We start from the raw sequence: 23,109 nt of genomic DNA on the forward strand, positions 1-23,109 counted from the left end.
CGCCTCAGCCGAACAGGTCGGCCTGGCGCGGCGCCGGCGCCAGTTCGCGCCGCAGCCGCACCGGATCGTCCAGGCGCTGGCGCGGGTGGTGGTCCAGCAGCACGACGAACGGCAGCACCTTCTGCAGCGGCGCCCGCAGGCGCGCCAGATCGGCCACGCGCAGCCTGCCCTGCCGGCGCGAATCGACGATGCGCTGCACGTTGCGCGCACCAAGCCCCGGCACACGCAACAACATCTCGCGTGGCGCCGTGTTGAGGTCGACCGGAAACCGGTCCGGGTGGCGCAGCGCCCACGCCAGCTTCGGATCGATGTCCAGGTCCAGCATGCCGCCCTGCGTCGCGGTGTCGTCGACGATCTCCTTCACGTCGAAACCGTAGAAGCGCAGCAGCCAGTCGGCCTGGTACAGGCGGTGTTCGCGCTGCAGCGGCGGAGCGCGCAGCGGCAGCTGTGTGGAGGCATCCGGGATCGGACTGAACGCGGAGTAGTACACGCGCCGCATGCGGAACTGGCGATACAGCGCATCGCTGCTGGTCAGGATGGCGCGATCATCGGCGGCATCGGCACCGACGATCATCTGCGTGCTCTGCCCGGCCGGCGCGAACTTCGGCGGACGTTTCCGCTTCGGCTGCACCTCTTTCCTGTCCGGCTTCGCCGCCTGGATGCGCCAGTGCAGTTCGCCCATCGCATCGCGGATGCCCTGCGCCTCCTTCTGCGGCGCCAACTGCTTCAGGCCGGCTTCGGTCGGCAGTTCGACGTTGATGCTCAGACGGTCGGCGTAGCGACCGGCAGCGGCGAGCAGTTCCGGCGACGCTTCGGGAATGGTCTTCAGGTGGATGTAGCCGGCGAAGCGATGGTCCTCGCGCAGGCTGCGCGCAACTTCCACCATCTGCTCCATCGTGTAGTCGCCGTTGCGGATGATGCCGCTGGAAAGGAACAGGCCCTCGATGTAGTTGCGCTTGTAGAACTCCAGCGTCAGCCGCACCACCTCGGCGGTGGCAAAGCGCGCGCGCGGCACGTTGCTGGAGACGCGATTGACGCAGTAGGCGCAGTCGTAGATGCAGAAATTGGTCAGCAGGATCTTCAGCAGCGATACGCAGCGCCCGTCCGGCGTGTACGAATGGCAGATGCCCATGCCCTCGGTGCTGCCGATCCCACCCTTGCCCAGCGAGTGTCGCTTGCCCGCGCCGCTCGACGCGCACGACGCGTCGTACTTGGCCGCATCGGCGAGGATCGCAAGCTTGTCTTTCAGTTGCATGCGGAGAGTCTAGCCATCGCGCAGTGCACGGCGTGAGACGGCGCAACGCCTCTGTTCCCGCGAGCGGCCCTCATCTTTCACACCGAGGGCAGCAGGTGGCGACGGCTGCCCTCGACGTTGCGCCGCGGCCTGCCGTCACAGCTTGAACAGCGGCTGCAGCTTGCGCGCGAACCAACCGGGGAACCGCAGCGGTGCATCCAGGGCGGAGACGCAGATGCAGGCAGTGCCTGGAACCGTGACCGGCTGGTGCTCGACATCGCTGTCCAGGTCGGCGACGTCGCCGGGGGCGAAGTGGCCGAGTGCGTCGTGGTAGGCGCCGCGCAGGATCTGGGTCAGCTCGGTGCCGCCGTGGCTGTGCACGGGCATGCTGCGGCCCGGACCGATCTTCAGCAGCAGCAGCGATCCCTTCCCGGTGTTAGGCGCGCGGATGCAGTGCACGCCCGGCGCCATCCAGCGCCACTTGAGGGCGCGGTAGGAGGTGCCGAAGTAGGCATGCAGCGGCGTGGGCAGGCGATCGTCGTCCTCGTAGGGCGCGGCACGCGACGGCGCGGCGGCGGCCGGTGCCGGGGGTTCGTCGAGGCGTTCGAGGATCGACGCGCGCAGGCCGGCCAGGCGCGCAGCGTCGACGGCAGCGGGCTGCTGCTGTTCGACCAGCTGTCCGCCGACACGCTCGGCTTCGTCCACGCGCGCGCGGCAGTGCGCGCAGGTCTCAAGATGGGTGGCGGCCACGATCGCCACCTCCACCGCCAGCGCGCCGGCGGCGTAACTGACCACGGTGGACGGATCGAGATGATGGTGCGGGTTCACGACTGACCTCGTACTTGACCCTGCAGCCGCAGGAACGCACGGCGCAGGTGGGATTTCACGGTGCCCAGCGGCATCTGCAGCTCGTCGGCGATTTCCTGGTGGCTCTTGGCCTCGAAGTAGGACATGCGCATGAGCCGTGCCTGCACGGCCGGCAGGTCGTCGATGCGACGTTGCAGGTGCGCATGCTCCGCGTGGTCCTCTGCGGAGGAGAAGGGACGCGCCACTTCCTCGTCGGCCGCCGGACCGGCATCCTCCAGGATCTGCACCCAGCCCGGTTCGCGCCGGATGCGGTCGATATGCAGGTTGCGTCCGATCCGGAACAGCCAGGTCGACACCGCGCCCTGCTGCGGGTCGTACCGGTCGGCGCGCTGCCACAGGCGCAGCAGCGCCTCCTGCCCCAACTCTTCGGCGACCGCTTCAGGACAGCCCAGACCGCGCAGGTAGAGGCAAAGACGCGGCATGAAGTGGTCGTAGATGCGCAGGAAGCTGGCACGGCAGCGCACGCGGGCGACGGCGAGCATGTCGCCGGTCCAGTCGTGGGCATCGCGCGGAACGGGCGTGGGGGTGGACACCGGACGTGCCGCCCGAGGGGGCGACGGTCTCCTTGTGAGGTCGGTGGGCATGGTATGCCAGGTCCCGCTGCGTTCGTGATGACGCTCTCTACGAAGATGACCGGGCTTCGGATGCAGCCGGCCTGAACGGCGCCAGGCATCCAGCGGGAGCGCGGCTGCGTACAACCCGCCGATGTTTCCACGGATCCTGCCCATGTCCTGTCGTCCCGCCGCCCTCCCGATTGCCCTGGCCGTTCTGCTGCTGCCCGTCCCTCGGGCAATCGCCACGACCGAGGTAACCCGCCAGGAGGCCACCGCTTACGCCCGCAAGGGGCAGGCCGTGCTCTACCGCGAGTCGCACTGGCGCTACCGGCAGGACGGCGCGGCGCGCCGCCTGGTGCTGTACCGGTGTGCGGACGGTCGGGCGTTCGCCCGCAAGATGGTGGTGGAACGACCCACCGCCCAGGCGCCGGACTTCGCCTTCGAGGACGCGCGCGACGGCTATCGCGAAGGGGTCCGCAGCACCGCGGGCGGGCGGGTGGTCTACGTCCAGGAGGCTGCGGGCGGCCGCGCGAAGGAGCGCACCGTGACGGCACCGACCGGCGCGGTGATCGATGCCGGGTTCGACGCCAGCGTGCGCCTGCACTGGGATGCCTTGAATGCGGGACGGCCGGTAACGCAACCGTTCCTGCTGCCCAGCCGCTTCGACTTCGTGCCAGTACGCCTGGATCCGGGACCCGAGGTGCGCTGGAACGGCGTCGCGGCCCGGCGCCTGTCGATGAAACTGGACCGCTGGTACGGCTTCGTCGCACCGACGATGCAGCTGACGTATGCCGAGACCGACCAACGCCTGCTCGAATTCGCCGGCATCGCCACGATCCGCGATGCGAAGGGCCGGCATCAGGACGTGCGCATCGTGTTTCCGCAGCCGGCCGCGCCGGCGGAGGCGCGCGCGCTGCAGCAGGCGCTGGCCACGCCGCTGGTGCGCCAATGCCAGGCATGAGCGTCCTTCACGCATCCGATGCGGGCGTTCGTCCGTAGTAAGGGTTCAAGTGATCGAGACTCCATGATGCCGGCCAGCGATTCCTCCCCTCTTCCGCCGGCGCCACGCAGGATCGCGGCGCTGCGGCGCTGGTTCGACACCCAGTCGCCGGACGAGGACCAGGGCGGCGGCGACCGGATCGACTGGCTGCGTGCGGTGCCGTTCGTCGGGCTGCACCTCGCCTGCCTCGCCGTGTTCTGGGTGGGCGTGTCGCCGGTGGCGGTGATCGTGGCGGTGGCGCTGTACGCGGTGCGGATGTTCGCCATCACCGGCTTCTACCATCGCTACTTTTCGCACCGCACGTTCCAGACCTCGCGCGTGCTGCAGTTCGTGTTCGCGCTGATCGGCGCCTCCAGCGTGCAGCGTGGTCCGCTGTGGTGGGCCGCGCACCACCGCAACCATCATCGCCATGCGGATACGGTCGCCGACCCGCATTCCCCGACCGTGCACGGGTTCTGGCGCAGCCATGCCGGCTGGTTCCTCACCCGGGAAGGCTTCCGGACCGACTGGTCGCGCATTCCTGACCTGGCGCGCTATCCGGAGCTGCGCTGGCTGGACCGATACGACACCGTCGTGCCGGTCGTACTTGCCGCCAGCCTCTACGCGCTCGGCGCGTTGCTGGAACGGGTCGCACCTTCGCTCGATACCAGCGGCCCGCAACTGCTGGTCTGGGGCTTCTTCATCTCGACCGTCGTGCTGTTCCATGCCACGGTCACCATCAACTCGCTGGCGCACCGCTTCGGCAAGCGTCGCTTCGATACCCGCGACGACAGCCGCAACAACCTGTGGCTGGCACTGCTGACCTTCGGCGAGGGCTGGCACAACAATCATCACTTCTTCCCGGGCACCGCGCGCCAGGGCTTCCGCTGGTGGGAAATCGACCTGACCTGGTATGGCCTGCGCGCGATGGCGCTGCTCGGGCTGGTGCGCGATCTCAAGCCCGTACCCGCCTGGGTGCTGGCCAAGGCGAGGCGCTGAGCATGCGGATCGCGGTGATCGGATCGGGCATCGCCGGGCTGGCATCGGCCTGGTGGCTGTCGCAGCGGCACGACGTGGTGCTGTTCGAGGCCAACGACTATCTGGGCGGACACACCCACACGCACACGGTCCACCAGGCCGGACGCGACTACCGGATCGACAGCGGCTTCATCGTCTTCAACCCGGACCACTATCCGTTGCTGTGCGGCCTGTTCGACGAACTGGGCGTGGCGTCGCAGCCGACCACGATGAGCTTCTCCGTACACAGCGAACGCAGCGGCATGGAGTACAACGCGACCTCGCTGGACACGCTGTTCTGCCAGCGCCGCAACCTGGTGTCGCCACGCTTCTGGGGCATGTTGCGCGATCTCGCACGCTTCTATCGCGAAGCGCCCGCGTTGCTGGAGGGCAACGACACCGGCCCTACGCTCGGGGAATACCTGCGCGCGGGCGGCTACGGCGATGCGTTCCGCGATGAACATCTGGTGCCGATGGCCTCGGCGCTGTGGTCCTCGCCGCCGCAGGGCATCCTGGCCTTCCCGGCACGGTATCTGGTGCAGTTCATGGCCAACCACCACATGCTGACGCTGGGCGAGCGGTCGCCCTGGCGCGTGGTCGCCGGCGGCTCGGCGACATACGTCGCAGCGCTGCGCGAGCGCTGGCGCGTGCAGGAGCGCGTGGCCACGCCGGTGCACGCCGTGCTGCGATGCGAAGACAAGGTCGGCGTCGTCACGGCCACCGGCACCGAACGCTTCGATCACGTGCTGATGGCCTGCCACAGCGACGATGCGCTGCGTCTGCTGCACGATGCCGACGCGCGCGAACGCGGCGTGCTGGGCGCCATCCGCTATCAGTCCAACGACACCGTGCTGCATACCGACGCTCGCCTGCTGCCGCGCCGACGCAAGGCGTGGGCCGCATGGAACGCGCACGTGCCGCGAGATCCATCCGCGCCCTGTACGGTCAGCTATTGCATGAACCTGCTGCAGGGCGTGGAGTCGCCCGAGCCGTTCGTGGTGACCCTCAACCGCAGCGACGCCATCGATCCCGCGCGGATCCTGCGCCGCATGCATTACCGCCACCCCGTGTACGACCATGCGATGGTGGCGGCGCGGCGCCGCAAGGCAGAGATCCAGGGGCACCGGCGCACGTGGTTCGCGGGTGCCTACTGGGGATGGGGCTTCCACGAAGACGGTATCCGCAGTGCGCGCGAGGTGGTCGACGCGCTGGAAGCGATGCCGGCCGATGCCGACGCGCGATACGCGGCGGACGCGGTGACGGCGTGAGTACACCCCTGGCCAGCGCGGTCTACGAAGGCATGGTGCGCCACCGGCGCCACACGCCGCGGCCGCACGCGTTCCGCTACCGCATGGCGCAGCTGTATCTTGACCTGGACGAACTGGACCGCGTGTTCGACCGGCGCTGGCTGTGGTCGGTCGATCGCCGCAACCTGGCCGAGTTCCGCCGCAGCGACTACCTCGCACCGCACGACCAGCCACTGGCCGACGCCGTGCGCGACCGTGTCGAACGCGACGTAGGCCATCGCCCGCGTGGCCCCGTGCGCCTGCTCACGCACCTGCGTTACGGCGGCTACGTCTTCAATCCGGTGAGCTTCTACTACTGCTTCCAGCCCGATGGCACCACGCTGGAGGCGGTGGTCGCGGAGATCACCAACACGCCGTGGCGCGAACGCCACAGTTATGTGCTGCCGGTACGCGATGGCGTGCCGTACGGCGACGGCTGGCAATGGGGCTTCGACAAGGCCTTCCATGTCTCGCCGTTCCTGCCGATGGACTGTGCCTACCAGTGGCGCTTCGGCACGCCCGACGAGGCGCTGCGCGTGCACATGCAGGTAGATCGCGGCGGTCAGCGCGCCTTCGACGCCACGCTGACGCTGCTGCGGCGACCCTTGGACGGCGCCTCGCTGGCACGCGTGCTGTGGCGCTACCCGCTGATGACCGCGCAGGTGATCGGCGGCATCCACTGGCAGGCGCTGCGCCTGTGGCTGAAACGCACGCCCGTTTACGACCACTCCCCTCTTGCCCGCGAGACCCCATGAACCAGATCGTCGACGTTTCCGCTGCACCGTCCTATGGCGCGCTCGACCGGCTGCTGCGCTCGCAGCTGCTGGCGCGCCTGGATGCGCTGGACCATGGCGTCCTGGTGGTCAGCGACGCGCTGGGCGAGCACCGTTTCGGCACGCCCGGCGAAGGTGCGCTGCCGACCGTCCACCTGTGGATCGACGATCCGGCCTTCTATCGCGCGGTCGCGGCACAGGGCAGCGTCGGCGCGGGCGAGTCGTGGATAGAGGGCCAGTGGCGCTGCGACGACCTGGTGGGCCTGGTGCGCCTGCTGGTGCGCAACCGGGCGCTGCTGGACGGCATGGAAGGCGGGCTGGCGCGACTGGGCGGCTGGGCGCTGCGCAGCTGGCACGCACTGCGCCGCAACACGCGCGAGGGCAGCCGCCGCAACATCGCCGCGCACTACGACCTGGGCAACGACTTCTTCGCGCTGTTCCTGTCGCCGGACCTGATGTACTCGTCGGCGATGTTCGCTTCGCCGGACGACGATCTGGATACGGCGTCGTACCGCAAGCTGGACGCCGTCTGCCGCAAGCTGGCGCTGGGGCCCGACGATCGTGTCATCGAGATCGGCACCGGTTGGGGCGGTTTCGCCCTGCACGCCGCGCGCCACTACGGCGCGCACGTCACCACCACCACGATCTCGCGCGAACAGCACGCGCTGGCCAGCCAGCGCGTGGCCGCCGCCGGCCTGCAGGACCACGTCACCCTGCTGCTGCAGGACTACCGCGACCTGCAGGGTACGTACGACAAGCTGGTGTCGATCGAGATGATCGAGGCGATCGGCGCACAGTACCTCGACACCTTCTTCGGAAAACTCGGCAGCCTGCTGCGGCCCGGGGGTCAGGCCTTGCTCCAGGCGATCACCATCGAGGACCACCGTTACGTGCAGGCGCGCGATTCGGTGGACTACATCAAGCGCTTCGTGTTCCCGGGCAGTTTCATTCCGTCGCTGGAGGCGATGTACGGCGCCAAGACCCGCGCCAGCGACCTGCAGGTCGTCCACCAGGAAGACTTCGGTTTGTCGTACGCCTACACGCTGCGCGCGTGGCGGCGCCGCTTCATGACCCGCCTGCCGGAGGTGCGCGCGCAGGGGTTCGACGAACGCTTCATCCGCCTGTGGGAGTTCTACCTGGCGTACTGCGAGGGTGGATTCCTGGAACGTTCCATCGGCGTGTCGCACCTGCTGATGGCGCGACCCACGCACGGGGCGACGGCATGAACCCGCTTGGCGCCCTCGGCCTCGCCGCCGCGCTCGCCGCCGGCGTGATGACGCTCGGCTGGTGGTGGCAGAAGCGCCACGACAACGCCGGCATAGTCGATGTGCTGTGGTCGGCCTGCGTAGGCGGCAGCGCGGTACTGCTGGCCGTGCTGGGCGACGGCGCGGTGCCCGCACGCATCGCCCTGGCCGTGCTCGGCGGCCTGTGGGGTGCGCGGCTGGCGCTGCACCTGTGGCATCGCGTGCGCAGCGAACCGGAAGACGGTCGCTACCGCTACCTGCGCGAACACTGGCACGGGCACCAGGGCAAGTTCTTCCTGTTCTTCATGGCGCAGGCGTTGCTGGTGCTGCTGTTCGCCCTGCCTTTCGCCGCCGCCGCGCGCAGCCCGGTCGACACCGCATGGCCGTGGATCGTGCTGGCAGCGGCGATCTGGATCGGCAGCGTGGCCGGCGAGGCCATCGCCGACCGCCAGCTGGCCCGCTTCCGCGCCGATCCGGCCAATCGCGGCAGCACCTGCCGCGAAGGGTTGTGGCGCTACTCCCGGCATCCCAACTATTTCTTCGAATGGCTGCACTGGTTCGCCTACATCGCCCTGGCCGTCGGCTCGCCATGGGCGTGGCTGTCGTGGTGCGGGCCGGTGGTGATGTACGTGTTCCTTCGCTGGATCAGCGGCATTCCGTACACCGAAGCGCAGGCACTGCGCACGCGGGGCGAGGCATACCGCGAGTACCAGCGCACCACGCCGATGCTGTTCCCCTGGTTTCCCAAATCCGCCACCAAGGAGGCGACACGATGAACGCGATGGTGGAAGAACTGGCGGCCGACCGTGCCGCTCACGGCCTGCTTGGCCTGGCCGAACGCGGGCTGCTACCCGACGCACTCGTCCGCCACGGCATCCGTCAGCTGTGCGCACAGCGGCTGCGCGACGAGCGCCACGGCGGACAGGAAGCGCAGTCCGCGCTGCTCGCGCATCGCCTGCGCGCGCTCCGGCAGGGCGCGCTGGCCGTGCATACCGATGCCGCGAACCGCCAGCATTACGAACTGCCGGCGGATTTCTTCCGTCACTGCCTGGGCCACCGGCTCAAGTACAGCAGTTGCTACTACCCGACGGGAACCGAAACACTGGATCAGGCCGAAGAGGCGATGCTGTCCCTGTACGGCGAGCGTGCCGCGCTGGCCGACGGGCAGGACATCCTGGAACTGGGTTGCGGCTGGGGGTCGCTGACGCTGTGGATGGCCGAGCGCTACCCGAACGCACGCATCACCGCGGTGTCCAATTCGCACTCGCAACGCCAGTTCATCGAAGCGCGCTGCGCCGAACGCGGCCTGGGCAACGTGCGCGTCATCACCTGCGACGTCAACCAGCTGCAGCTCGAGGCGCAGGCATTCGACCGCTGCGTGTCGGTGGAGATGTTCGAACACGTCAGCAACCATGCGACGCTGATGCGGCGCATCCACGATGCGCTGCGACCGGGTGGCGCGCTGTTCGTGCACATCTTCGTCCACCGCGACCTGATGTACCCGTTCGAGACGCAGGGCGAGGACAACTGGATGGGCCGGCATTTCTTCACCGGCGGCATGATGCCGTCCGCCGACCTGCTGCTGTTCTTCCAGGAGCACCTGAAACTGCAGGAACGCTGGCTGCTCGACGGCACCCACTACCAGCGCACCGCCAACCACTGGCTGGCGCAGCACGACGCCAACCGCGACGCGGTGATGGCGGTGCTGCGCGAGGCCTACGGCGAGGCCGCGGCGCTGTGGAACCAGCGCTGGCGTATGTTCTGGATGGCCTGCGCCGAACTGTTCGGCTACCGCGATGGCCAGGAATGGCTGGTGGCGCACTACCGTTTCCAGCGTCCGGCCAGGGAGCACTGACATGCGCACCCTGCCCTTCGTGCTGCTCGCCCTGGTCGTGGCGACCACCGCCGCCTGCCGCTCGGGCAACGTCAAGCCTTCCATCCCGACCGCCGCACCGGTGGACGTGGACCGTTTCATGGGCGACTGGTACGTCATCGCCCACATCCCGTCATTCCCGGAGCGCGAGGCCTACAAAGCGGTGGAGTCCTACGCCCGCATGCCCGACGGCCGCATCCAGACCACGTTCCGCTTCCGCAAGGGCGCGCTGGATGGCCCGGAGAAGACCATGCACCCCGTCGGCACGGTGAAGCCCGATGGCGGCGGCGCGGTGTGGGACATGCAGTTCGTCTGGCCGATCCAGGCCGAGTACGTCATCGCCTGGGTCGATGCCGATTACCAGCAGACCATCGTCGGCCGCAGCAAGCGCGACTACGTGTGGCTGATGGCGCGCACGCCGCGGATTCCGGAAGCCGACTACCAGGCCCGGGTGAAGCAGATCGAAGCGCTGGGCTACGACGTGTCGAAGCTGCGGCGCGTGCCGCAGTAACGGAACGCACGGCATCCCGGCGCATCATGCCGGGAGGAACAGCTCCTGTGCCCAGCCGATGAAGGCCCGAAGCCGGGGCGATGGCAGCCGGGTACGCGGATACACGATCGACACCGGACTGGGAAGCGGCGGGTAAGCCTCGAGCAGCGGAAGCAGCCGGCCTTCGGAGAAATAGGCATCCAGCCGGTAGCGCGGCGCCTGGATGATGCCGAACCCCGCGAACGCGGCACCCACGTAGGAGTCGGCGCCGCTCACGCGCACCCGCGTCGGCAGGGTCACGAGTTCGACCCGCCCATGCCGCTGGAACTCCAGCGGCAGCAGTCCGCCCAGCGAAGACGACTTGAAACCGACCATGACGTGGCCGCCCGCCTCCAGCGATTCGATGGTGTCCGGCGTGCCCAGACGCTCGCAGTAGGCCGGCGACGCTGCTGTCGCTTCGGGCAGTTGCGTCAGCCGCCGCGCGATGAGATCGCTGTCGCGCAGCTCACCCACGCGCACGGCACAGTCCACGCCCTCGCGTACCAGGTCGACATACCGGTCGCCTTCGCCGACGTCGAGTTCGATCTCCGGATAGCGCTCCAGAAAATCCGGCAGCCGGGGAAACAGAAGATGACGTGCCAGCGTGCCGTGCACGTCGATGCGCAGCGGCCCGTGCGGCCGCGCATCGCGGAACGCGCTCTCGGCATCCTCGACGTCGGCGATCAGGCGCAGGCAGCGACCATAGAACGCCTCCCCCTCCAGCGTCGGCGTCACCGTCCGGGTCGTGCGTTGCAGCAGCCGCACGCCAAGCCGGGCCTCCAGTGCCTTGATGGCATCGGTGACCGTGGCCCGCGGCAACGCCAGATCGTCGGCGGCGCGCGTGAAGCTGCGACGCTCCACGATCCGCGCGAACACCTTCATCGCATCGAAACGATCCATTATCCGAACTTCCGAATGGTGATGCCGGATTGTGCCTGATTATCCGGAAGTAGAACGCCAATAAGGTGGTCCCACGCCAATCCGGCGCGAAGTGGAGACCCCCCATGAACGAACCCTCCCGTCCGGTCGCCATCGTCACCGGCAGCTCCCGCGGCATCGGCGCGGCCATCGCCGAACGCCTGGCGCGCGACGGCCACGCCGTGGTCATCAACTATGCCGGCCGCCGGCAGGATGCCGACGCCATCGTCGAACGCATCGCCGCCAGCGGCGGCGATGCCGTGGCCCTGCAGGCCGACATCGCCGACCCGGACGCCGTGCAGCGCCTGTTCGACGCGGCCGAAGCGCGCTTCGGCGGTGTGGACGTGCTGGTCAACAACGCCGGCATCATGAAGCTGGCGACGTTGGCCGACAGCGACGACGCGCTGTTCGACCGCCAGATCGCCATCAACCTCAAGGGTACGTTCAACACGCTTCGCCAGGCGTCGCGCCGGCTGCGCGACGGTGGCCGCATCGTCAACCTGTCCACCAGCGTGGTCGGCCTGAAGCTGGAGAGCTACGGCGTGTATGCCGCGACCAAGGCGGCAGTGGAGACCCTGACCGCGATCCTGTCGAAGGAACTGCGCGGCCGTTCGATCACCGTCAATGCCATCGCACCGGGGCCGACGGCCACCGACCTGTTCCTGGATGGCAAGTCGCCCGACCTGATCGAGCGCATGGCGAAGATGAATCCGCTCGAGCGCCTCGGTACGCCAGCCGACATCGCCGCGGCCGTGTCGTTCCTCGTCGGCTCCGACGGCGGCTGGATCAACGGCCAGGTCGTGCGCGCCAACGGCGGCATGGTCTGAGCCCCCTCATCCCGTTGGAGACATCGACATGAAGAAGATCATCCTGGTCACGGGCGCATCGTCCGGTTTCGGCGCGCTGACCGCGCGCCGCCTCGCCGATGCGGGCCACACGGTGTACGCCAGCATGCGCGACACGCAGGGCCGCAATGCGCCGCAGGTGGAAGACGCCACACGTTACGCCAACGAGCACGGCGTAAACCTGCGCACGGTGGAGCTGGACGTGCTGTCCGACATATCCACCGGGCACGCCATCGCGCACATCCTGCGCGAAGCCTCCCGCATCGACGTGGTCGTGCACAACGCCGGGCACATGGTGTTCGGCCCGACCGAAGCGTTCACACCCGAGCAGTTCATCGAACAGTACGACGTCAACGTCGTCGGCACGCAACGCGTGAACCGCGCCGTGTTGCCGCACCTGCGCCAGCAGCGCAACGGCCTGCTGGTCTGGGTCGGTTCCAGCAGCACGCGCGGCGGAACGCCGCCGTACCTCGCGCCGTACTTCGCCGCCAAGGCCGCGATGGATTCGGTCGCGGTCTCCTATTCCACCGAGTTGTCGCGCTGGGGCATCGAGACGTCCATCGTGCTGCCAGGGGCCTACACGTCCGGCACCAACCACTTCGCGCATTCGGGAAAGCCCGCGGACGCCGCGCGTGCGGCGGAGTACGACACCGGTCCGTATGCCGATCTGCCGGATCGGATCCTCGAAGGTCTGAAGTCGCTGGAACCGGCGGATGCGGATGTGGCCGACGTGGCGGCCGCCATCGTCCGCGTGGTCGGCTTGCCGCACGGAGAACGCCCGTTCCGCGTGCATGTCGATCCGTCGCAGGACGGTGCCGAAGCAGTGAATGCGGTCGGCGACCACGTGCGCCGCGAGATGTACCGCAACCTGGGCCTGGAGAGCCTGCTCAGGCCGCAACGCCACGGATGACCCGAGCCGCGATCGGCGACGACACCGTCGTTGCCGACGCCCGCCCCACCTCCCCATCCATTCCGGAGTGAAGCATGAACACGACGATGCCGCGGAATACCTATGTCCTGACAACCCTGATCGCAGCAGTGACGGCCGCAGGCGCGGCCGCCATCAGCCTGTCGCTGGCCCTGCCGGTGTGGGCGATGTTCATCGGCTGGATCGCGTTCTACACGCGCGGCCTGACCTTGCGCGCCGCGATCGAGAACCTCGCATGCGTCGGCGCGGGCCTGGTGCTTGGCCTGATGGCCACACTGGGCCTGCAGGCGCTGTCGGGCGCGACAACGCCCGACGTGGCACTGCCCATCATCGTCTTCTGCGTGGCGATCCTGGTGGTGTCGTTGCGCGGCCTGCCGGTGATGAGCAATCTGCTGGGCTACTTCCTCGGCTTGGTGGCGTGGTTCGCCGCGCACCTGGAGCCCTCGCTCGAAAGCGTCGGAAAGCTGTTCGGCGCGGGCACCGTCGGCACCACGGCCGGCCTGGTGTCCCACACGCTGGCCTCGCGATTCTCGCGAACGACCGCCAGCACCGCGCACTGACCCGCTATGGCGGCAGAACCATCCTGTTCGACACCGTCCACCGCCGAAGGAGACCTCACGATGAAATTCCGACACGTCGCGGCGCCCGCCGTACTCGCCATCATCCTGCTTGCATCCGGCCTTGCACCGGCGCACGCGACGGACACCCCCATGACCGAACGCAACAGGCAGTTCATCACACAGGCATTCGCACGCTGGGCCGCAGGCGGAGCGACCTTCTTCGATGACGTGCTGGCGCGAGACATGGTGTGGACGATCAAGGGCACCAGTCCGATGGCCGGCCGTTATGAAGGACGCGACGCGTTCTTGGCCAAGGCGGTCACGCCGTTCGCTGCGCGCCTGTCGTCGCCCATGCGACCGACGGTGAAGCACATCTGGGCCGAAGACGATCATGTCGTCGTCCATTGGGACGGCGCGGCCACCGCGGCCGATGGCCAGCCGTACCGGAACAGCTACGTCTGGATCTTCCGGATGGAGAATCTTCGTGCGGCGGAGGTGACCGCGTTCCTCGACCTGGTGCCGTACGACGACGTGCTCCGGCGTATTCCGCTGGAGTGAGCGTTGCGGGTGAAGCATGGGCAGCGTACTCGCCCGCTGCATCGCCACGCTCCCGGGCGATGTCGCATCTTCTCCGCGCGACTACGCGGCACCAGGACAGGGCGACTCGCTCTTTGGCGTACGAACGCCAATGGCTGGTCCCTACCAATACTGATCGACATGCGCATCGCACGCACTGATTACTCGGCTGCTTCCGCCTTAAACGCTTCTTAAAGTCCGCGGCCCACAGTGCTTCACCTGCTGAAGGCCTGCAGGCTCCCCACCACTTTTCCCGCGAGGTAACGACCGTGGTCTACCGGCTCGTATCCGAAGTGCTTGCGAATCCCGTTCCTTCATCGTCCCCTACCCATGCGAGGCAGCGTCGACGCGTCCATTGGAGCGCAATACTCGCCAGCGTCGGCGCCTTGCTGCTTTCCGCGTGCGCCGCCAGCGGCACCGTCGGACAGCCAGCGCCGAAGCCGGACTGGAGCACCGCCGACATGCCTTCCCAGGCCGGACGCATCTTCGTGGTCACCGGCGGTACGAGCGGCATCGGCTTCGAAAGCGCCAAGGCGCTGGCCGCCGCCGGTGCGGAGGTCATCATTGCCGCACGCAATCCGCAGCGCGGCGAAGAAGCGGTCGCCAGCATCCGCCAGGCTGCGCCCGGCGCCAACGTGCGCTTCGAAGCACTCGACCTCGGCGACCTGGCGTCGGTGCATGCACTGGGAAGCCGCCTCGCCCTGTCGTTGCCACGGCTGGATGGCCTGATCAACAACGCCGGCATCATGGAGCCGCCGCAGCGCGACACGACACCTGACGGGTTCGAGATGCAGTTCGCGACCAACTATCTTGGCCACTTCGCATTGACGGCCGATCTGTTGCCGCTGCTGCGCAAGTCGGATGCTCCGCGTGTCGTCACCCTGTCCAGCATCGCGGCACGACGAGGCGCAATCCACTTCGACGACCTGCAGTTCGAACACGAATGGGATACGGCGCAGGCCTATCGGCAATCGAAGCTGGCATGCCTGATGTTCGCGCAGGAGCTGCAGCGGCGCAGCGACGCACAGGGCTGGGGCATCGCCAGCATCGCAAGCCACCCGGGCCTGTCGCGTACCAACCTGCTGCCGTCGCAGGGCCGCAGCACGGTGCTGTGGCGTTTCTTCCAGACGGCAGAACAAGGTGCGTTGCCGACGCTGTACGCCGCGACGGCGCCGGACGCGCAGGGCGGACGCTACTACGGGCCGACCGGCCTGCTGGAAGCACGTGGCGAGCTGGGTCATGCCCGTGTTCCCGAGGCTGCGACCGATACCGAAGCCGCATCACGCCTGTGGAACGTCAGCGAGACGCTGGCAGGCGTGCACTACCCATCGGCCGCAGCCGAATGAGTGGCCAAGACAGCGCAGTCCGGGACCTCGGCCGATGAACGGGAGTGCGATGCCACCCTCGCACCGACAACGCTTGCCTTATCGCGCGTTCAATCTCCGGCGCGAAGAAGTCGCGCCGGTCCTGATCGCCGCGCTGTTCTTCTTCTGCGTGCTGACCGCGCTGATGCTGCTGCGGCCGGCGCGCGACGCGCTGGGCATGGAGCGCGGCATCGAGAGTATCCGCTGGCTGTTCATCGGCACCGCCTTGGCGACGCTGGCGGTGAACCCGGTGTTCGGCTGGCTGGTCGCACGCTTGCGGCGGCTGCAGTTCATCGGCGCCACGTACGGCTTCTTCGTGCTGAGCCTGGTGGGATTCTGGGCGTTGCTGGTGTTCGCGCCGGGGGCCGTCGGCCAGCGTAGTGGCCAGGTGTTCTACGTCTGGTTCAGCGTCTTCAACCTGTTCGTGACCATGGTGTTCTGGGCGCTGCTGGCGGACCGGTTCACCAGCGACCAGGGCAAGCGCTTCTTCGCACTGATCTCGGTCGGCGGGACGCTGGGCGCGATCTTCGGCCCGTGGCTGACATCGCGCCTGGCCGTGCCACTCGGAACCCCGAGCCTGTTGCTGGTCGCGGGCGGCTTCCTGCTCGCGGCACTGGCCATGGCGGCGCTGCTGGTGCGCGTGGTGCCGGACCGGAACGCGACGGTCGGCGCGACGGCCTCTCCCGTGGACGCTACGGTCGCAAACGAACGCATCGGCGGCAGCGCCTGGGCCGGCCTGGCAGCCGTGTTCCGCTCGCGCTACCTCACCGCGATCGCCGGCTATGTCGTGCTGATGACCGTGCTCGCCACGTTCATCTACTTCACGCGCCTGCAGATGGTCGCGGCGGTGGCCGACGACATGGATGCGCGCGCCGCGATCCTGGGCAACATCGACATGTGGACGCAGGTTGCCGTGCTGGTGCTGCAGGTCACCCTGACCGGCAAGCTGATCCAGCGGTTCGGCCTGGGCGTGGCGCTGGCCATCCTGCCCGTCGCCACGGTGCTCGGCTTCGTCGGGCTGGCGATCTACGGCTCGTTCGTCGTGCTGGTGCTGCTGGAGGCCACCAACCGCGCCGTGCAGCGCGGCATCACCCGACCGGCGCGCGAGGCGCTGTTCACCGTGGTCAGCCGCGAAGAGAAATACAAGGCCAAGGCCTTTGTGGACACCTTCATGTACCGCGCCGGCGATGTCGTCGGTGCGCAGGCGGAAGGCGGACTTGGACGACTCGGGCTGGCCCTTGGCGGACTGGCCAGCGTGGTCGTGCCGCTCGCGCTGGCCTGGGCGGCGCTGGCGCTATGGCTCGGGCATGCGCAGGCGCGCCGGGCTGCCGCAGCACGTGGAACGCCGTCCCGTTTACCTGTTCCTCCCGCGCATGCGTCGCGCATGCCCGGCCCGTCGCCGACGCGGGACGGACCATGACCGCACCACGTCGATGCCTGGCAGCGCTTGATGTCGCCGCCTTGCCGACACGACGACCGGCGTCGCCAGCAGATACGCGTGGCGCCGCGCTCGAGCCGTTGCACCCGATGTTCGCGCACGGCCCATTCCAACTCCCCCTGAGGAATCGATCATGATCCACCAACGCACCGCATCGCCCGTCTCCGTCCCGGCCTCCTGGCGGGGTCGCCTCGCCGCCCTCGGCCTGCTGCTGGGCAGCGTGGTCACCATCGACGCGTTTGCGCAGACACCGCCGCCACCGGCCTGGAGCGCGGACGACATGCCATCGCAGCAGGGGCGCATCTTCGTGGTCACCGGCGGCACCAGCGGCATGGGCTTCGAGGACGCCAAGGCGCTCGCTTCCGCCGGTGCGCGCGTGGTGATCGCCGCGCGCAATGCGCAGCGCGGGCAGGAAGCGATCGACAAGATCCGCCAGGACGTTCCTGCAGCGCGGGTGGAGTTCGAAGCTGTCGACCTGTCCAGCCTGTCGTCGGTCCGCGACCTGGGCGAGCGCCTGCGCGCCTCCCTGCCCCGCCTGGACGGCCTGATCAACAACGCAGCCATCATGGCGCCGCCGACGCGCAGCGTGTCGGGCGACGGCATGGAAATGCAGTTCGCCACCAACTACGCCGGCCACTTCCTGCTGACCGCCGAGCTGCTGCCTTTGCTGCGCAAGAGCGACGCGCCGCGCGTGGTGACGCTGTCCAGCATCGCGGTGCATCGCGGCACGCTGGATCTCGACGACCTGCAGTCGACCGGTGCATACGAGCCCATGGCCACCTATGCGCAGTCGAAGCTGGCCTGCCTGATGTTCGCCTTCGAACTGCAGCGCCGCAGCGAGGCCGGTGGCTGGGGCATCCAGAGCATGGCCGCGCATCCGGGCGTGGCGGTCACCGAACTGGTAGCGCGAGGTCCCGGCCTGGACAGCCCGCAGGGGCGCCAGTGGTCCAGCAACCGGGCGAACTTCCAGACCGCCGCACAAGGCGCCATTCCCACGCTGTACGCGGCGACGGCAGCCACCGCGCAGGGCGGCATCTACTACGGTCCGACCGGCCCGAACGAAGTGGCGGGCCCGCTGGGCCTGGCCACTGTTCCCGCCATCGCCCGCGATGCGGCGACCGCCGCACGCCTGTGGGAACTGAGCGAAACGCTCACTGGCGCGCACTTTCCGACGACCGGCCACTGATCGCAGGCCATGACGCGCAACCGGAACGACCGCATCGACCCGGCACATCGAGGTGAACCACCCGCTGCCTCCGCCGATGGCGCGACCGCGCATGCCGTGTCGCGCTGGGGCAGCGGCCTGCTGTTCGCCACCAGCTGGATCAGTGGCGTCGTCTTCGCCACCTACATTGCGGCGTTCTTCGGCGGCACCCTGCTCGCAGGCGCCGGCGAACGATGGAACGAGTCCCTGCCCGGACTGCACGACCCCGCCACACCGATGGCCATCGTCGCCATCGGTGTGCACTTCCTGACGGGCGCGGTGCTGCTTCTGCTGGGCCCGATCCAGTTCATCGGTCACCTGCGGCGCCGCGTTCCCGCACTGCACCGCGGGCTCGGCCGCCTCTACGTGGCGTCGGCCGCACTGGCCGGCATCGGCGGCCTGTTCTTCATCGTCGCCAAGGGCACCGTGGGCGGCACGGTGATGGACATCGGGTTCGGTCTCTACGGCATCCTGATGGTGGTGTGTGCCGCGCTGGCGTTCGTCCACGCGCGTGCGGGCCGTTTCGGGCAGCACCGCGCCTGGGCCATTCGACTGTTCGCGCTGACCATCGGCTCGTGGCTCTACCGGATGGAATACGGCGCCTGGTTCCTGGTTGCCGGCGGTGTGGGTACCGGCCGGGGATTCACGGGCTGGTTCGACGCCGTCATGGCGTTCTTCTTCTACCTGCCCAATCTGGTCGTCGCCGAATGGGTCATCCGCTCCACGCGGTCGCGACCGACCCCGCTGGCCAGCATCGGATCCGGCGCACTGATGCTGTTCGCGAGCAGCTTCGTTGCGCTGGTGACCTGGCTCTTCATCCAGGGGGCCTGGGGCCGCCGCATCGCCAGCGGCCTGCTGACGATGTCCTCCTGACGCCGCGTCGTCCGGCAAACGCCTGCATCCGCGCGGAGACGCCGCGGCGCCGGCGGCGCGCCCATTCATCCGATTCCCCCATGAAGCAATCGTCGTGGCTGGCTGGACATCCCTCGATAGTGGCGCGGTGGATCACGACGGTCTTCGAAGTCCGTCGCGACGAGCGCGGCCCGTTGCTGACCGCGGCCTGCGGATTCTTCTTCGTGCTGTCGGCCTTGATGCTGCTGCGGCCCGTGCGCGATGCCGCCGGCATGGCGGGAGGCATGGAAAGCGTCCGCCTGCTTTTCATGGTGACCGCACTGGTGACGCTGGCGCTCAACCCCGTCTTCGGTCTGCTGGTGGGCCGCGTCCGGCGGGCGCGGGCCATCACCACGACCTACGGCTTTTTCGGGGCGACGCTGATCGCGTTCTGGGCGCTGCTGGTTGCGGGCTCGGGCATGGAAGGACGCGGCGGCCAGGCGTTCTATGTGTGGTTCAGTGTGCTCAATGTGTTCGGCACCATGGTGTTCTGGGCGCTGGTGGTCGATCGCTTCACCCGCGAACAGGGGACGCGCCTGTTCGCGCTCGTCGCAATGGGCGGCACACTGGGCGCGGTCTTCGGATCCTGGCTGACGTCACGGCTGGCGCAACCGCTCGGCGCGCTCCACCTGCTTCCGGTGTCGGCTGCGTTCCTGGCACTGGCCATGCTGGCCGCGTGGCGGCTGGATCGCGTCATGCCCGCGCGCGTGGCGGCGAACGGGCCAGCGGAGGCATGGCCACCGGACGATGCAGCACCGATCAGCGGCGGTGCATGGGACGGCATGCGTGCCGTGATGCGGTCGCGGTATCTGGCGGGCATCGCGGGCTACGTGCTGCTGATGGCGGTCATGGCCACGCTGGTCTACCTCACCCGGCTTCGGATGGTCGGCACGGTCGCGGCCGGAGCGGATGCGATGGCGGCGATGTTGGCGAGCATCGACATGTGGACGCAGATCGTGTTCCTGGTCCTGCAATGCGCCATGGCGACCCGGCTGGGGCGTCGCCTGCGCACGGGGACCGCGCTGGCCGCGCTGCCGTTGGCCACGGCCTTCGGGTTCGCGGGGCTGGCATGGCAGGGCGGCATCGCCGTCCTGTTCGCGCTTGAGGCCATCAACCGGACGATGCACCGCGGCGTCGCGCGTCCGGCCCGGGAGCTGCTTTTCACGCGGGTCGCACGCGATGGCAAGTACAAGGCCAAGGCGTTCATCGATACGTTCGTCTACCGGATGGGTGATGTCGTCGGTGCGCAGCTGGACGCGTTCGGCGGCCGCGCCCTGCCGGGTTGGGGAGGCATGGCCGCCGTGGCCATTCCGCTCGGGCTCGCATGGGCACTGCTCGCGCTCTGGCTGGGACGGCGCTACGAACAAGGCCGGCATGGCGCTGCCAAGCGCTAGCAGACCACCGCGACCCGCGCGGGCTGGTGGAGGTGGCGTTCGGCGAACAGCGGTCGCAGGGAGGAATGCACGGCCGTGCCGGCCCGGTGGCGTGCCTGCGCCGTCCGTCCGACCACGCTTCCTGCGCGCCGGCGTACACGTTACGGTGATGCCCTGCCGGCGGCAGGAAAGGGATTCCGGCGCCTCACGTCGGCGCGGCGCGTGCCGATGCCTGTCCAGGGGCCGGTCGTTCGTGGCGGGCAGCGTTCGGACTGCAAGGGAGAACTGCGTGGAAATGCGAGGATCTCGACAGGCCGACGCACTCAGGCAGCGGATCGTGGATGCGGTGTGCCACGAGAAGATCTTTCCCGTGTACCAGCCCATCGTCTGCCTGCGCAGCGGTGCGGTGCACAGCCTGGAGGTGCTGGCGCGCTGGACCGATCCCGAGCTGGGTCCGGTGCCGCCGGGCGACTTCATCCCGATCGCGCTGGAAGCCTCGCTGCTGCCACTGCTGACCCTGAACCTGGTCCGGCGCGCCTGCGCCGAAGCCAGCACATGGCCCGGCGTCCCGCGACTGGTGTTCAACGTGCCTCCCTCGCTGCTGCAGGATGCGCCCGCCGTGCGCCTGCTGGTCGAAGCGATTTCCGGCTCGGCGTTCCCGCAGGAGCGGGTCTGCATCGAGATGACCGAAGATGAGCTGATCGAGGACGATGCGGCCGCGGAAAAGGCCCTGGGTTACCTGAAGTCGCACGGTATCCGCGTGGCGCTCGACGACTTCGGGACCGGCTTCTCGAACCTGGTCCGGTTGAGCCGCTTCGGCTTCGACGAACTGAAGATCGACGGCAGCCTGATCCAGCGCTTGGCGACCGACCGCGAGAGCCGCAAGGTCGTGTCGGCCGTCATCGGCCTGGGGCACAGCCTGGAGGTCGCGGTCGTGGCCGAAGGCGTGGAGACCGAAGCGCAGGCCTCGGTGCTGCGCGAGCTGGGCTGCGATTTCGCCCAGGGCTGGCTGACCGGGCGGCCCATGTCCAGCCACGATGTGACCGCCCTGCTGGCCGCGACGCCGGCAAGCACGCTGTCGACGGGCCTCGCCCCGCTGTCGCCCTATCTCCGCCAGCACCAGCTGTCATCGCTGTACACGGGCGCGCCGGTGGGCCTGGCCTTCCTCAGCCCGGACATGCGGTACTCGGCGGCGAACACCGAGTTCGCGCGCATGGTGGGCCGGCCGCTGTCCGAGATCGTGGATGCGCACGTGTCCCAGGTCTATGCGCCGGGCATCGCCGAGTGGATCCTGCGCGAGTCGCGCCAGATCCTCGGCGACGGCACCACCTCCACCGTCGAGTTCCGCTTCCCGGACCGCGACGAGACCTTCCTGGTCGTCGGCACCTGCGTCACCGACGAGACGGCGCAGGCGATCGGCGTGTCGGTCGTCGCGATCGACATCACCGACCGCAAGCATGCGGAGGAAGAGATGCGCGCGCGCGAAGCGATCTACCGCGGCGCCGTCGAACTCGGGCCGAACGTGGCCTGGGTCAGCGACGGCGACGGCAAGCTGACCTACATCAGCCCCGCGCCGCACGAGCCCGAGGGCGGCACGATGGACGCGCGCATGGCCGCCTGGTACGCGCGCATGGACCCGGACGACAGCATGCGCGTGCATGCCGAGTGGCTGGCGGCCATCCCGACGCAGGATGCGTTCGAGACACGCTTCCGCCTGCGCTGGTTCGACGACCGCTGGCGCTGGGTGTCCAGTCGCGCCGTCCTCAGGACGACCGCCGACGGAGGTCGCGGGTGGTTCGGCGTGTTCACCGACATCTCGCGCCAGGTGGAACTGGAAGAACAGCTGGCCCGCATCGACCCGGGCATCGACGCGCGGTGAGTGAGTGGCGCCGGCACGCGGCGCCCTGCAGCGCGCGTGGCGTTTCGCCTGTTCCGGACATGCGCGCCACGAGGGTTCGCCGGATGCCCGGCATCAGAACCCGGTGGCCGCCGCCTCGTCGCAACTCATCCGCAGGAACTTGGCGGCGTACTCGATGCGATCGGCCAGCTCGGGGTCGCCGGGCACGAACGACAGGATGTTCGTGGCGAACGCCTGGCCTTTCACGCGCACGTCGATGCGGCCGCCATCGTTGCTGCGCACGACCTGCGCCTGCCTCCAGTCGATGAAGTGGGGACCGGCGAACTTCCGGAAGCCTTCCGTATAGTTCCACGACTCGTTCTTCATCACCGTCACCGACACCATGAAACCGGGCTCCTCCCATGAGGTGCTGCTGTGTTCGTAGGCGCTGGCGGGCATCTGGATGCCGTCGATGCGGGTCGTGCAGGCATCGGCGGTGCCCTGCGCATCGCCATAGGCGAGGTCCGTGAGCGCGAACTCGCCCAGCGATTTCTCCACCGCGTTGGTGCTCTTCTCTTCCTTGATGGAGAGCTTGATGCGGCTGATCTCGACGGTATGCGTGCCCGCCACGTAATTGGGACGGCCCAGCGTGTCGAGGAAGGTGGCGCGGGCGAAGCCTCGCTTGGCCATCGTGGCGAGGAACGCCTGGGCGCCTTCGGCCGTCTGGGCGCCCTGCGCCCCGGCGTTCGTCGACACGAGACACAGGGTTGTGGCGACCAGCACGACGCCGAAGGCAGAGATCTTGGGCATGGCGTTTCC

Annotated in this window: 23 protein-coding genes; 18 read left to right on the forward strand and 5 right to left on the reverse strand. The window is 68.6% G+C overall.

The genetic code is table 11. The features are described 5' to 3' along the window. Positions 1 to 4: 4 nt before the first annotated feature. From ACGHX3_RS13745 to ACGHX3_RS13755, 3 genes are all read right to left on the reverse strand, one after another. On the reverse strand, positions 5 to 1,255 hold the full coding sequence (locus tag ACGHX3_RS13745; protein ID WP_213600486.1) for a putative DNA modification/repair radical SAM protein: 1,251 nt from the start codon (positions 1,253 to 1,255) through the stop codon (positions 5 to 7). Positions 1,256 to 1,390: 135 nt separating this feature from the next. Beyond that, entirely contained in the window at positions 1,391 to 2,062 is a 672-nt protein-coding gene (locus ACGHX3_RS13750) for a ChrR family anti-sigma-E factor (RefSeq protein WP_213600487.1), read from the reverse strand. Continuing rightward, positions 2,059 to 2,685, reverse strand: a complete 627-nt coding sequence (locus ACGHX3_RS13755; protein ID WP_394697296.1) for a sigma-70 family RNA polymerase sigma factor — start codon at positions 2,683 to 2,685, stop codon at positions 2,059 to 2,061. The genes ACGHX3_RS13750 and ACGHX3_RS13755 overlap by 4 nt, the downstream gene beginning before the upstream one ends. A 142-nt stretch (positions 2,686 to 2,827) precedes the next feature. On the opposite strand from ACGHX3_RS13755, the gene ACGHX3_RS13760 reads away from it, so the two are divergent. The 8 genes from ACGHX3_RS13760 (at position 2,828) to ACGHX3_RS13795 (ending at position 10,338) form a co-directional block, all read left to right on the forward strand. Beyond that, on the forward strand, positions 2,828 to 3,616 hold the full coding sequence (locus tag ACGHX3_RS13760) for a hypothetical protein (protein WP_394695307.1): 789 nt from the start codon (positions 2,828 to 2,830) through the stop codon (positions 3,614 to 3,616). A 120-nt stretch (positions 3,617 to 3,736) separates the two neighbouring features. After that, on the forward strand, positions 3,737 to 4,633 hold the full coding sequence (locus tag ACGHX3_RS13765) for an acyl-CoA desaturase (RefSeq protein WP_394697297.1): 897 nt from the start codon (positions 3,737 to 3,739) through the stop codon (positions 4,631 to 4,633). 2 nt (positions 4,634 to 4,635) lie between these two features. Continuing rightward, positions 4,636 to 5,919, forward strand: coding sequence for an NAD(P)/FAD-dependent oxidoreductase (locus tag ACGHX3_RS13770; RefSeq protein WP_394695308.1), 1,284 nt, complete (start codon positions 4,636 to 4,638; stop codon positions 5,917 to 5,919). Then, positions 5,808 to 6,692, forward strand: coding sequence for a DUF1365 domain-containing protein (locus ACGHX3_RS13775; protein ID WP_394695309.1), 885 nt, complete (start codon positions 5,808 to 5,810; stop codon positions 6,690 to 6,692). Before ACGHX3_RS13770 ends, ACGHX3_RS13775 begins: the two co-directional genes overlap by 112 nt. After that, positions 6,689 to 7,936 (forward strand): class I SAM-dependent methyltransferase, encoded by a 1,248-nt coding sequence (locus ACGHX3_RS13780; RefSeq protein ID WP_394695310.1) that lies wholly within the window; start codon positions 6,689 to 6,691, stop codon positions 7,934 to 7,936. The genes ACGHX3_RS13775 and ACGHX3_RS13780 overlap by 4 nt, the downstream gene beginning before the upstream one ends. Continuing rightward, positions 7,933 to 8,730 carry a DUF1295 domain-containing protein gene (locus ACGHX3_RS13785; protein ID WP_394695311.1) on the forward strand — a complete coding sequence of 266 codons (798 nt, stop codon included), beginning with the start codon at positions 7,933 to 7,935 and terminating at the stop codon, positions 8,728 to 8,730. Before ACGHX3_RS13780 ends, ACGHX3_RS13785 begins: the two co-directional genes overlap by 4 nt. After that, entirely contained in the window at positions 8,727 to 9,809 is a 1,083-nt protein-coding gene (locus ACGHX3_RS13790) for a class I SAM-dependent methyltransferase (RefSeq protein WP_394695312.1), read from the forward strand. The genes ACGHX3_RS13785 and ACGHX3_RS13790 overlap by 4 nt, the downstream gene beginning before the upstream one ends. Before the next feature lies 1 nt (position 9,810). Next, positions 9,811 to 10,338: a lipocalin family protein gene (locus ACGHX3_RS13795; RefSeq protein WP_162339029.1), complete on the forward strand. Its 528-nt coding sequence runs from the start codon at positions 9,811 to 9,813 to the stop codon at positions 10,336 to 10,338. A 24-nt stretch (positions 10,339 to 10,362) separates the two neighbouring features. On the opposite strand, the gene ACGHX3_RS13800 is transcribed toward ACGHX3_RS13795, so the two are convergent. Next, positions 10,363 to 11,256, reverse strand: coding sequence for a LysR substrate-binding domain-containing protein (locus ACGHX3_RS13800; RefSeq protein ID WP_394695313.1), 894 nt, complete (start codon positions 11,254 to 11,256; stop codon positions 10,363 to 10,365). Positions 11,257 to 11,360: 104 nt separating this feature from the next. Here ACGHX3_RS13800 and ACGHX3_RS13805 point away from each other — a divergent pair, with 104 nt between their 5' ends. From ACGHX3_RS13805 to ACGHX3_RS13850, 10 genes are all read left to right on the forward strand, one after another. Then, positions 11,361 to 12,101, forward strand: coding sequence for an SDR family oxidoreductase (locus tag ACGHX3_RS13805; protein WP_394695314.1), 741 nt, complete (start codon positions 11,361 to 11,363; stop codon positions 12,099 to 12,101). Positions 12,102 to 12,129: 28 nt separating this feature from the next. After that, positions 12,130 to 13,029, forward strand: coding sequence for an SDR family oxidoreductase (locus ACGHX3_RS13810; protein ID WP_394695315.1), 900 nt, complete (start codon positions 12,130 to 12,132; stop codon positions 13,027 to 13,029). 74 nt (positions 13,030 to 13,103) lie between these two features. Next, the gene (locus ACGHX3_RS13815) at positions 13,104 to 13,607 is read left to right on the forward strand and encodes a DUF1097 domain-containing protein (RefSeq protein ID WP_394695316.1); all 504 of its coding nucleotides are present in this window, start codon (positions 13,104 to 13,106) and stop codon (positions 13,605 to 13,607) included. Positions 13,608 to 13,667: 60 nt separating this feature from the next. Continuing rightward, positions 13,668 to 14,165 (forward strand): nuclear transport factor 2 family protein, encoded by a 498-nt coding sequence (locus ACGHX3_RS13820; protein ID WP_394695317.1) that lies wholly within the window; start codon positions 13,668 to 13,670, stop codon positions 14,163 to 14,165. A 479-nt stretch (positions 14,166 to 14,644) separates the two neighbouring features. Then, positions 14,645 to 15,529 carry an SDR family oxidoreductase gene (locus ACGHX3_RS13825; protein ID WP_394695318.1) on the forward strand — a complete coding sequence of 295 codons (885 nt, stop codon included), beginning with the start codon at positions 14,645 to 14,647 and terminating at the stop codon, positions 15,527 to 15,529. 73 nt (positions 15,530 to 15,602) lie between these two features. Next, positions 15,603 to 16,967 carry an NTP/NDP exchange transporter gene (locus ACGHX3_RS13830; protein WP_394695319.1) on the forward strand — a complete coding sequence of 455 codons (1,365 nt, stop codon included), beginning with the start codon at positions 15,603 to 15,605 and terminating at the stop codon, positions 16,965 to 16,967. Positions 16,968 to 17,118: 151 nt separating this feature from the next. Continuing rightward, positions 17,119 to 18,171 (forward strand): SDR family oxidoreductase, encoded by a 1,053-nt coding sequence (locus ACGHX3_RS13835; RefSeq protein ID WP_394695320.1) that lies wholly within the window; start codon positions 17,119 to 17,121, stop codon positions 18,169 to 18,171. A gap of 9 nt (positions 18,172 to 18,180) precedes the next feature. Further along, the gene (locus ACGHX3_RS13840) at positions 18,181 to 19,062 is read left to right on the forward strand and encodes a DUF2306 domain-containing protein (protein ID WP_394695321.1); all 882 of its coding nucleotides are present in this window, start codon (positions 18,181 to 18,183) and stop codon (positions 19,060 to 19,062) included. Between the two features lie 80 nt (positions 19,063 to 19,142). Beyond that, entirely contained in the window at positions 19,143 to 20,474 is a 1,332-nt protein-coding gene (locus tag ACGHX3_RS13845; protein WP_394695322.1) for an NTP/NDP exchange transporter, read from the forward strand. A gap of 349 nt (positions 20,475 to 20,823) precedes the next feature. Continuing rightward, positions 20,824 to 22,332, forward strand: coding sequence for an EAL domain-containing protein (locus tag ACGHX3_RS13850; protein WP_394695323.1), 1,509 nt, complete (start codon positions 20,824 to 20,826; stop codon positions 22,330 to 22,332). Between the two features lie 93 nt (positions 22,333 to 22,425). On the opposite strand, the gene ACGHX3_RS13855 is transcribed toward ACGHX3_RS13850, so the two are convergent. Then, positions 22,426 to 23,100: a hypothetical protein gene (locus ACGHX3_RS13855; protein WP_162339017.1), complete on the reverse strand. Its 675-nt coding sequence runs from the start codon at positions 23,098 to 23,100 to the stop codon at positions 22,426 to 22,428. Between the last annotated feature and the right edge of the window lie 9 nt (positions 23,101 to 23,109).

The sequence above is a fragment of the Pseudoxanthomonas japonensis genome, from assembly GCF_043632995.1.
Classification (GTDB): domain Bacteria; phylum Pseudomonadota; class Gammaproteobacteria; order Xanthomonadales; family Xanthomonadaceae; genus Pseudoxanthomonas_A; species Pseudoxanthomonas_A japonensis.